The sequence below is a fragment of the Myxococcus guangdongensis genome (genome assembly GCF_024198255.1).
Classification (GTDB): Bacteria; Myxococcota; Myxococcia; order Myxococcales; family Myxococcaceae; genus Myxococcus; species Myxococcus guangdongensis.
Window position 1 is genome coordinate 201,850 of sequence record NZ_JAJVKW010000006.1, and the last position, 9,851, is coordinate 211,700.

5 protein-coding genes are annotated in these 9,851 nt (G+C 70.1%); 4 read left to right on the forward strand and 1 reads right to left on the reverse strand.

The window, feature by feature from the left end:
* The first annotated feature begins 10 nt into the window (after nt 1-10).
* Both LXT21_RS20320 and LXT21_RS20325 read left to right on the forward strand, forming a co-directional pair.
* Nucleotides 11-1,234 (forward strand): MFS transporter, encoded by a 1,224-nt coding sequence (locus LXT21_RS20320; RefSeq protein WP_254039799.1) that lies wholly within the window; start codon nt 11-13, stop codon nt 1,232-1,234.
* Nucleotides 1,235-1,327: 93 nt separating this feature from the next.
* Nucleotides 1,328-2,056: a hypothetical protein gene (locus LXT21_RS20325; RefSeq protein WP_254039800.1), complete on the forward strand. Its 729-nt coding sequence runs from the start codon at nt 1,328-1,330 to the stop codon at nt 2,054-2,056.
* A 207-nt stretch (nt 2,057-2,263) separates the two neighbouring features.
* Here the strand turns inward: LXT21_RS20325 and LXT21_RS45400 are convergent, their stop codons facing one another.
* Nucleotides 2,264-3,928 carry a M57 family metalloprotease gene (locus tag LXT21_RS45400; RefSeq protein WP_323394733.1) on the reverse strand — a complete coding sequence of 555 codons (1,665 nt, stop codon included), beginning with the start codon at nt 3,926-3,928 and terminating at the stop codon, nt 2,264-2,266.
* Nucleotides 3,929-4,098: 170 nt separating this feature from the next.
* Between LXT21_RS45400 and LXT21_RS20340 the strand changes: the two genes are divergently transcribed.
* Both LXT21_RS20340 and LXT21_RS20345 read left to right on the forward strand, forming a co-directional pair.
* Entirely contained in the window at nt 4,099-5,280 is a 1,182-nt protein-coding gene (locus LXT21_RS20340) for a hypothetical protein (RefSeq protein ID WP_254039801.1), read from the forward strand.
* A 398-nt stretch (nt 5,281-5,678) separates the two neighbouring features.
* The gene (locus tag LXT21_RS20345) at nt 5,679-9,845 is read left to right on the forward strand and encodes a type I polyketide synthase (RefSeq protein WP_254039802.1); all 4,167 of its coding nucleotides are present in this window, start codon (nt 5,679-5,681) and stop codon (nt 9,843-9,845) included.
* The last annotated feature ends 6 nt before the right edge of the window (nt 9,846-9,851 follow it).

Sequence of the window (9,851 nt, forward strand, 5' to 3'; positions counted from 1 at the left end):
CCCTCTCCTCATGACTCCCGCATCTGCTCCGTCGGTGCTCCGAGCGCACCGGGCGGCCCGCGCCGCCGTGGCGGCCCTGTTCCTCACCAACGGCGCCATCCTGGCGAACCTGTTGCCGCGCTATCCGCAGATCAAGGCGGACCTGGGGCTCAGCAATGCCCAGTACGGGCTCGCCGTCGCGTCCTTCCCCTTCGGCGCCTTGATGGCGGGGCTCGCCGCCGGCGCGCTCATCCGCCGCTTCCGCTCCTCCCGGGTCGCCGTCGCCGGAACCATGCTCACCGGTCTGGGCCTGCTGTTCGCGGGGCTCGCGCCCTCGTGGCTGTCGCTCGCCACGATGCTCTTCCTGGCGGGCAGCATGGACGCCATCACCGACGTGGCGCAGAACGCGCACGGGCTCAGGGTGCAGCGCCTCTATGGCCGCTCCATCCTCAATTCGTTCCACGCGCTGTGGAGTGTCGGCGCGGTGGTGGGAGGATTGATGGGCGGGCTCGCGGCGGGGCTCGCCGTGCCGCGGGGGCTCCACCTCGGCTTCTCCGCGCTGCTCTTCTCCGCGGTCTCGCTGACGGCCCTGCGCTTCCTGTTGCCCGGGCCCGAGTCCAGCGATGTGTCCTCGCCCGACGCGCACGTGGAGGGCGCCGCGACGAAGCGGGGGACGGGGCGATGGCCGCTGATGCTCTCGATGGCCGCGCTGACGTTGATTGCCGCGAGCGGCGTGCTCGTCGAGGACGCGGGGATGACGTGGGCGGCGGTGTATCTCTCGGGCACGCTCGGCGCGAGCGCCGCGGTGGCCTCGTTTGGTTATGTGGCGCTGGTGGGCGCGCAGTTCATCGGGCGGTTGTTCGGGGACAGGCTCGTCGACCGCTTCGGCCAGCGGGCCGTGGCGCGGACGGGGGGCGCGCTCGCGGCGCTGGGGATGGGGGGCGCGCTGTTGCTCCCCTCCGTGCCCGCGACCATCGTGGGGTTCGCGTTCGCGGGCTTCGGGGTCGCCACGTTGGTGCCCGCGGCGATGCACGGCGCGGACGAGCTGCCTGGGTTGCGGCCGGGTACGGGGCTGACGGTGGTGAGCTGGTTGATGCGATTGGGGTTCCTGCTGTCGCCCCCCGTCGTGGGGCTCATCGCCGACGCGGCGGGACTGCGCGTGGGGTTGCTCGTGGTGCCGCTCGCGGGGGGGATGGTGATGGCCCTGGCCGGTGTGCTCTCGGCGAAGCGCGTGTCGGGCCGGCGAGGCGGCTGAGCCACCTGAAAGGGCGAGCGGCGTGACTCCACGCGCCGCGGAACGAAGCGCGGGGCCAGGGGTGTCTCAGGACGATGCCCCTGGAGGCCGCGTGTGCTGACCCTCGTGATGCTGACCCTGCTGGCCGTGCCTCCCGTGGAGGTCGAGGTCTTCGTCCCGCTGTGTGACAACGCGCTGATTGATTGTGGCCGGGCTCCCGCGGGAGCGCCGCGCGCGCTGGAGACGAACCTCTACTGGGGCGCGATGTACGGCGCGGAGCGATACCTCTCGCGGGCTCCGGGCTTCAAGGTGGTGAGTCGCGAGCCGGGGCCCGAGGGCTCCGTGGTGCTGCGTGAGCTCGTCCTGGAGCGGACCCCCGCGAAGGGGGAGCGGCCCGTGAGACTGCGACTCCATGCCTATGCGGGCGACGCCATCGACACGGCGCTGGAGGACTTCCTGCGTGCGGCGGCGGGCGCCAGTCGCGCCGACCTGCTGGTGTGGGCCGGGCACGACCGGCTCATGGACCGCGAGCCTCCCCAGGTGAAAGCCCCGCCGGACGCCACGCCCAGGCCCGTGGTCGTCCTGGCCTGCATGAGCGAGCAGTACTTCGGACCGGTGTTGAAGGCGCTGGGCGCGAGCCCCATCGCGCTCACGAGGACGCTGATGGCGCCCGAGGCCTATCTGCTGGAGGCGCTGGCCACCACCGTGGCGCGCCATGGGCCCACGGAGCCGAAGGCCCTGCGCGCGGCGCTCGTGGACGCCTATGCGCGGTATCAACGCATCTCGCCGCGGGCCGCGGGCTCCGTCTTCTCGAAGCTGCCCACTTCGCAGGTCGCGCCCTGAGCGAGCCGAAGCGCGCATCTGGACGACGTATCGCCGAACCCGAGCCGCGACGACGGGCGCTTCGCGTGCCAGCGGGGCGCACCCGGCGAAGGACTTGCTGAGGGCCGCGCATGCGGTCCTCCGGGAAGCGGTGCTCCCGGAGGACCCTGGCCCGAACGCCGGCGGTGCGCTTCAGCACGTCACCTCCGGCCCGCGCCTTGTCGATGACTACGGACTGGTGGAGAAGCTCCCCACCCAGGAGCCGTAGGACAGCGAGGTGATGCCGTTGCGGGTGCTGGCCGTGTAGCTGCTCTGGCCCGGCTGGATGACGACCGTCATCGTGCCGCCGCTGGAGGGGATGGAGCCCGCGTGCACGCCGGCCGCGCAGGCGTTCGAGTCATCCGTGTAGAGGTCCGTCCCCCACACCGTACCGCTGGTGGTGGCCGGGCAGCTGCAGCGAATCTGCTTCCCGTTCTGCCCGCGGTAGGTCGTGAAGTTGTAGGTGGAGCAGGCCTGCACGGGCGTCACGCCGGTGAACGTGAAGCTCCCCACCCAGGAGCCGTAGGAGAACGAGGTGATGCCGTTGCGGGTGCTGGCCGTGTAGCTGCTCTGGCCCGGCTGGATGACGACCGTCACCGTGCCACCGCTGGAGGGAATCACCCCCGCGTGCACCGCCGCCGCGCAGGCGTTCGAGTCATCCGTGTAGATGTCCGTCCCCCACACCGAGCCGCTGGTGGTGGCCGGGCAGCTGCAGCGAACCTGCGTCCCGTTCTGCCCGCGGTAGGTCGTGAAGTTGTAGTTGGAGCAGGCCTGCACGGGCGTCGTGTTGGTGAACGAGAAGCTCCCCACCCAGGAGCCGTAGGACGACGAGGTGATGCCGTTGCGGGTGCTGGCCGTGTAGCTGCTCTGGCCCGGCTCGATGACGACCGTCACCGTGCCACCGCTGGAGGGAATCGCCCCCGCGTGCACGCCGGCCGCGCAGACATTCGAGTCATCCGTGTAGATGTCCGTGCCCCAGACCGAGCCGCTGGTGGTGGCCGGGCAGCTGCAGCGAACCTGCGTCCCGTTCTGCCCACGGTAGGAGGTGAAGTTGTAGGTGGAGCAGGCCGCGACGCCACCCCCCGTGCCGTAGAGGGCGTCCAGCGCGGTGATGTCGGAGCTGGTCCACTCGCCCGTCTCCGTCGAACGGAAGCAGGAGTTCATGACGGAGCCGCCCTCGACGGCCGTCGTCGGCGTGCCCGGGATGTGGATGGCGCCGACGCCCGCGTCGCCCTCGTCACCACCGGCGCCGCAGCTGATGCTGCGGTTGTAGTAGTCCGAGTGACGGAAGCCGATGGCATGCCCCAGCTCGTGCGTGATGACGTGCTCGTTCACGTCCGCGCTGTAGTTCTGCAGGCCGGTGCCGATGTTGATGATGCCGTAGGGCAGTCCGCCCGAGGGGAAACCCGCCGAGCCGCCCGTTCCCGTCGTCGTCTGCGCGATGATGTTCGCCGTACAGCCGGTGCTCGGTCCGCGCGCGAAGGTGAGGCGCAGCCCTCGCTCGTTGTAGTTGGCGATGGCCAGGTCCAGGCCCTGGCTCAGCATGCTGTAGCTGTCGAACGTGGCGGTGGAGTTGACGCAAATCTTCGTCACGTCCGTGCCCACCTGGTTCGTCGTGCGGTACTGCTCCTTGCTCTCGTCCTGGAACTGGAGCATCTCCCGGGAGGCCTCCAGCGTGACGTGCGCGTCACGGCCGACGTACACCTTGCCGTCGGCGACCAGGATGTCGTCGACGCGGAAGCCGGCCTCCACGAGGTTGGAGACGATCTCCTCGTTCTCCATCTCCGGGTCGACACCGCAGCCGACCCACAACGCACCACAGGTGACAGCGAAGACTGCTGCCTTCTTGAACATGAGACCCTCTCGTCTCTGACCACGGGGAGTGCGCCGACGGCCTGGATTCCCACGCCACCGCGCGACGCCCCAGGAGCATCTCCCTGGCCTAAACCGTAAATAGCCGTAAAATTGGACTAAGTTGACTATTTGACATTTAAGGAAGTGCGAGGGATTGCTAGAGTCGAGACATGCGTCCGAACGTGCGGCGGGTCCGAGGAAGCGTGTCGCGAGTGCTGGTCTGGTTCATCAGCGGCCTCGTCGTGCTCCTCGTCGGCGCGCTGGTCGCGTTCGACCTGTTCATGCGCTCGCAATACGAGCCCACGCTGGACGCGCAGCGACAGGACGTCATCGCGCACGTGGACCTGTTCTGCCGGGAGCAGGCGAAGCTCGCGGCCGACCCGTGGTTCCACGAGTCGCGCCCTCAGGGGGACGCGGGCCCCGTGCTCAACGCCTGGGTGCACTGGGAAAACCCGGGGCCGGCGATGCCCGCGGACTCACCGCTCCAGCTCCCCGCGCACCTGAAGGAGAAGAAGAGCTTGGAGGAGTGGGCCGCCGCGGACCCGGACCTGTCGTCGCTGCGCTTCGACTGGATGCGCGAGCTCCAGCGCTTCGACCGGTGGGACATCACGCAAAACCTCCCGTTCCGGCATGCGGAGCCGTACAACATGATGACGGCCCCGGTGCCCAACTTCATCTCCCTGCTGGAGTGGTCCAAGTTCCGGCTCCTCCACGGCCTGAAGACGGGGCAGCCCCTGGAAGCGGCCCGGGACGTGCGCCACCTGGCGTGGCTGTCGTACCGGACGGACACCATCCTCGGCGCGATGATTGGCAATGCCCTGCTCGCGCAGGAGCGCAAGGCGCACGCGCTGATGAAGCAGCCTCCCGCCGAGTGGACGCCGATGCCCCAGGCGCAGGGCGACCGGATGCGCGCCGTGTTCTGGGCGAGCACGTCGTTCTCCAGCATCGTCGCGCCCGTGGACGTGGCGCGGAAGGCGCGCACCTGCGGCTCGGCCATCACCCGCTGCACCGGGCTGGTCGAGGCCAGCAACTCGGCGAGGTACCTCCAGCCCGTCGCAGAGCCGTCGTATCGCGCGGCCTACGCGGAGCTCCAGAAGGAGCTGGCCACGCCCTGTCCCACCTCGATGCTGACGATGCTGTGGGAGCGCGGCGTCACCATCGACGACCGTCAGCCCACCGGCGGCGCCATGCCCGAGCAGCCGACGTGGATGCGCGGCCTGCCCCGGCGCCATGCCAGCAAGTACATCGCTGGCACCCTGCTGGCCGTCGGCGGGCCGAACATCGACCTGCTGAAGAAGCTGCCCCAGGCGCCCGCGGCCGCCGCGCCGGGCTCCGCCGAAACCCGGCCCTGAGCCGGGTGGGACCCCAGGGCAGGGCGGAGACAATCCATGACGTCCCCACGGGGCGCCACGCGATGTATGGATTCTCCGAGGGGAGACGGAGGTCAGGGGTGGGGCGGCGCGCGCGGGATGGGCCGACCTGATGGTGTCTGATGTGTCATTGATGTCACCGCGTGTGTCTGTCGCGGGGCAGTGACATTCTCAGAGTGGGTGAAATGCGTGTGTCTCTCCGCGCTACAAATTCCGCCCTCGTGAAAGGCCATGTGTCCGAGGGAGGAAATGAAAGGAGGGATTGATCTGCTTGAACAATCTCGTCTACCTTGTAATCGAGGGGAGGGCCCGTGCGCTTGCGACAAGGCATTGGCCCGGCGCTCGCCGAGCGCATCCATTGGGGACGTCCGAGGGTATTCATGGAGGAGCGCCTTTTTCGGCCGATTGCCATTGTCGGCATCGGTGCCGTCTTCCCAAAGGCAGCCAATCCCCAGGCGTTCTGGGAGCGGGTGCTTTCGGGGCCCACGGCCATTCGGGAGCTGACCGGGCGTGAGCTGCGGTTGGACGGGTATTACGCGGCGGACCGCACGGCCGCGGACCGCACGTACTGCAGGCACGCCGCGCCGTTGGACGAGCTGACGCTCGACTATCGGAAGTACCGCATCCCTCCGAAGGTCGCGCAGGACATGCACCGCACGCAGCTCGCGTTCCTGGAGGCGACGGCGCAGGCGCTCACGGATGCACGGGCCGTGGTGGACACGGTGGCACCGGAGCGCGTCGGCTTCACCCTGGGCTCATTGGGCGGAGGGCTTCGTCCGGACACGCGCGTGCGCACCCGCTTGCTGGACATGCGGGAGTGTCTCTCCCGGGCGCTCTCCGAGGCGGCGCTCCCCGCCTCCCTGGCCTCCGAGCTGCTCGAGGCCACGTCCCGACAGGTCGAGGCTGAGCTGGCGGGCATCACCGAGGACGAGGCCATCGCCTCCTTCAGCAGCGTCTGGGTGGGGCGAGCCGCCAAGCTCTTCAACCTCCGGGGGCCCCACGCCACGGTCGACGCGGGCTACGCCTCCGCGCTGGCCGCCATCCAGACCGCGTGCGACCAGCTCAACGCCGGCGACTGCGACGTCGCGCTCGCGGCGGGGTGCAGTCAGCTGCTCACCCCGCATGACCTCATCGCGTTCAGCAAGCTCGGAGGCCTGTCCGACGCCACGCTGGCGCCGTTCGACCGCCGCGCCAACGGGACGCTCCTGGGCGAGGGCGTCGGCGTCTTCGCGCTCCGGCGCCTGGACGACGCGCTCGCGCGGAACGAGAAGGTCTACGCGGTGCTGCGCGGCCTCGGCGCGGCCTCGGATGGCAAGGGCAAGTCGTTGATGGCGCCCAACTCGCGGGGCCAGGTCCTGGCGATGCGCCGGGCCTACGCGCAGGCGGGCTATGCGCCCCACCACGTGCAGTACGTGGAGTGCCACGCCACCGGCACCAACCTGGGTGACCTCACGGAGTTCCAGAGCCTCCAGGAGGTGTTCGGCGCGGAGGTGCGGCGCGGCGCCATCCGGCTGGGCGGTGTGAAGGAGCTGACGGGCCACCTGCAGGCGGCCTCGGGCGCGGCGGGGCTGATGAAGACGGCCCTGGCGCTGCACCACAAGTTCCTTCCCCCGCAGCACTCGTTCCGGGAGGCCGCGGAGGGCATCGACCTTGCGCGCTCCGCGTTCCACATCTCCAACCAGGGGATGCCGTGGCCGGAGGTGCAGGACGGGCCGCGCCGGGCCTCCGTCAGCGCGTTCAGCTTCGGTGGCATCAACTACCACCTGACGTTGGAGGAGTTCTCGCCCGCGTATCACCAGGCGCTGGCGCGCACGCTCCCGGCGCCCCAGGTGGCCGAGCCCATCGCCATCGTCGGCCTGGGCGGCGTCTTCCCGCAGGCGGAGAACACCGCGGCGTTCTGGGAGAACCTGCTCCAGAAGCGCTGCGCCATCGGTGAGATTCCGAGTGAGCGCGCGCCCATCGACCGGTACCTGGACCCCACGCGGCAGAGCAAGGTCCGGCCCTACACCAATCTCGCGGGCTACATCGTCGACGGCTCCTGGCCGCAGGCGCGCATCCGCGTGCCGCCGAAGATGTCCTCGCAAATCGACCGGGGCCACAGCTGGACGATGAAGGCCGCGCTCCAGGCGCTCGAGGATGCCGGGGCGACGCGGGAGAAGGTCGACCCGTCGCGCGTGGGCGTGGTGATGGGCTACCTGCCTCCGCTCGAGCGGGAGTTCCAGACGCAGGCCCGCGTGTACTACGCCGAGTTCGACGCACGCCTCGCCGAGCAACTCGAGCGCCACGGCGTCGACGCGGCCACGGCGTCGAAGCTCCGAGCGTCCGCCGAGGCGCTCTACAAGCGCGAGCTGCCGCCCATCACCGAGGACACGTTGCTCGGATACCTGGGCAGCCTGGCCGTGGGGCGTGTCGCGCACCACCTGGACTTCCAGGGGCCGATGCTCATGGTGGAGTCCGCGTGTGCCTCCAGCCTCGCGGCGCTGGACATCGCGATGAACCAGCTGCGCACCCAGCAGTGTGACCTGGTGCTGGTGGGGGGGATGTACGCGTCGCTCGGCGTGGATGCGCTGAGCCAGTGCTGCTCCTTCGGCGGCCTGTCGCAGAAGGGCTCGTTCCCGTTCGACGCGAGGGCGGATGGCTACATCACGAGCGAAGGCGCGGCGCTCATCGCCGTGAAGCGCCTGGCGGACGCGGAGGCGGCGGGGGACCGCATCTACGCGGTGGTGCGCTCGGTGGCCGGGGCCACGGACCCGAAGAACGCCTCCATCTGGGCGCCCTCCTCGGAGGGGCAGGTCCAGGCGGTCCGCAGGGCGGTGGAGAAGGCCGGCATCCGCGCCACCGACGTCCAGTACGTGGAGGGCCATGGCACGGGGACACCCGTGGGTGACCCCATCGAGGTCCAGACGTATCAAGCCGTCTACGGCCGGGCTGCGTCCGAGGGGAAGGTGTTCCTCGGCTCCGTCAAATCGAATGTCGGTCACCTGAACTCGGGGGCTGGCGCCGTGGCGCTGACGAAGGTCGCGCTGGCGCTGCACCACCAGCAGGTGCCGCCGAACATCGGCTTCGAGACACCCAACCCGCGCATCCCCTGGTCGCAGGTGTCCTTCGAGGTGCCCACGGAGGTCCAGCCCTGGGTGATGGACGGGCCTGGGCTTCGTCGCGCGGGCGTGACGTCCTTCGGCCTGGGCGGGACGAGCTTCCACGCGGTGCTGGAGGAGTACTCGCGCAAGCCAGCGCAGGGCGCGGTGAAGGTGACGAGCGCCGAGCCGACCCGGCCTCCGTTCCTGGGGCTCTCCGGCACGAGCCGTGAGCACCTGTGTCAGCAGGTGGAGCACCTGCTCCAGGCGCTCGAGCGCGAGCCGGGGATGGACCCTCGGGGTGGGCCGAGGGCCGATGTGTCCTTGCCGTGCCGGCTGGCGATGACGCTTCCTCGGGGGCAGGGGGCTCGCAAGGCGCTGGAGCGCGCCCGGACGTTGCTGGCGGGCACCGGCTCGCCGAGCCTTCCGGAGCAGGGCCTCTACTTCTACGACGTGCGCGACGCGCGCCAGCTCCACACGGGGAAGGTGGCGGCGGTGTTTCCGGGGCAGGGGCCTCAGTACGCCAACATGCTGCGCGAGCTCGCGGTGGAGTACCCGCTGGTGGCCCGCACGCTCGCGGAGGCGGATGCCGCCTTCTCGGCGATGACGGGGCAGCCGCTCTCGACCACCTTCTGGGTGCCTCCTGGCACGGAGGACGCGTATCGCCAGGATGACGACACCGTGCACGCCGCCGTCTTCGTGGCGAACGTGGCGCTCTACCGGCTCATCCGCGCGCAGGGCATCCGGGTGGATGTGCTGTTGGGACAGAGCGCCGGGGAGTACGCGGCGCTGGCCGCGAGTGGGGTGCTCTCCTTCGAGCAGGCGCTGCGCGCGGTGTACCGCCGCACGCGCGCGGTGACCGGGCTGCGCGTGGCGTCCCCTGGGAGGATGCTCAGCGTCAGCGGGGACTTCGACCGACTGCGCCGGGTGTTGCCCGAGGCGGGCGGCTACGTGACGGTGGCCGCGGAGAATGCGCCGGGGCAGGGAATCGTCGCGGGCGAGGTCGAGGCCGTCGAGTTCGTCGCGCGCTGGTGCCGCGCGAACGGGTTCGAGGTCCGCGTGCTCCCCGTGTCGCATGCGTACCACTCCCGCATCATCGCCGGCGCCGTGCCGCTCTTGCGCGCGGAGCTGGAGCAGCTCACCTGGAATGCCCCGGAGCTCCCGGTCCTCTCCAGCGTCCACGGGCGCTACTACGCGCCCGAGATGGACTCGCGCTTCATGGCCCGGCACCTCGCGCTGCAGTACGTGCTGCCGGTGCACTTCGGTCAGCACGTGCGGCAGCTGCACGACGAGGGCACGCGGCTGTTCATCGAAGCCGGGCCCAAGTGGTCGCTGACGGCGTTCATCCAGTCCACGTTGAAGGGTCTGCCGTACCTGGCTCAGGCCAGCAATCACCCCAAGCTGGGCGAGGTCGAGCAGTTCCACCGACTCCTCGCCTTCAGCTACGCCCACCATCTGCTCCGCGAATAGGTATCT

Excerpts from the sequence above, each read along its gene's own strand:
- LXT21_RS20320 (WP_254039799.1), top strand. The coding sequence starts at position 11 with ATGACTCCCGCATCTGCTCCGTCGGTGCTCCGAGCGCACCGGGCGGCC.
- LXT21_RS45400 (WP_323394733.1), bottom strand. The coding sequence starts at position 3,928 with ATGTTCAAGAAGGCAGCAGTCTTCGCTGTCACCTGTGGTGCGTTGTGG.
- LXT21_RS20340 (WP_254039801.1), top strand. The coding sequence starts at position 4,099 with ATGCGTCCGAACGTGCGGCGGGTCCGAGGAAGCGTGTCGCGAGTGCTG.
- LXT21_RS20345 (WP_254039802.1), top strand. The coding sequence starts at position 5,679 with ATGGAGGAGCGCCTTTTTCGGCCGATTGCCATTGTCGGCATCGGTGCC.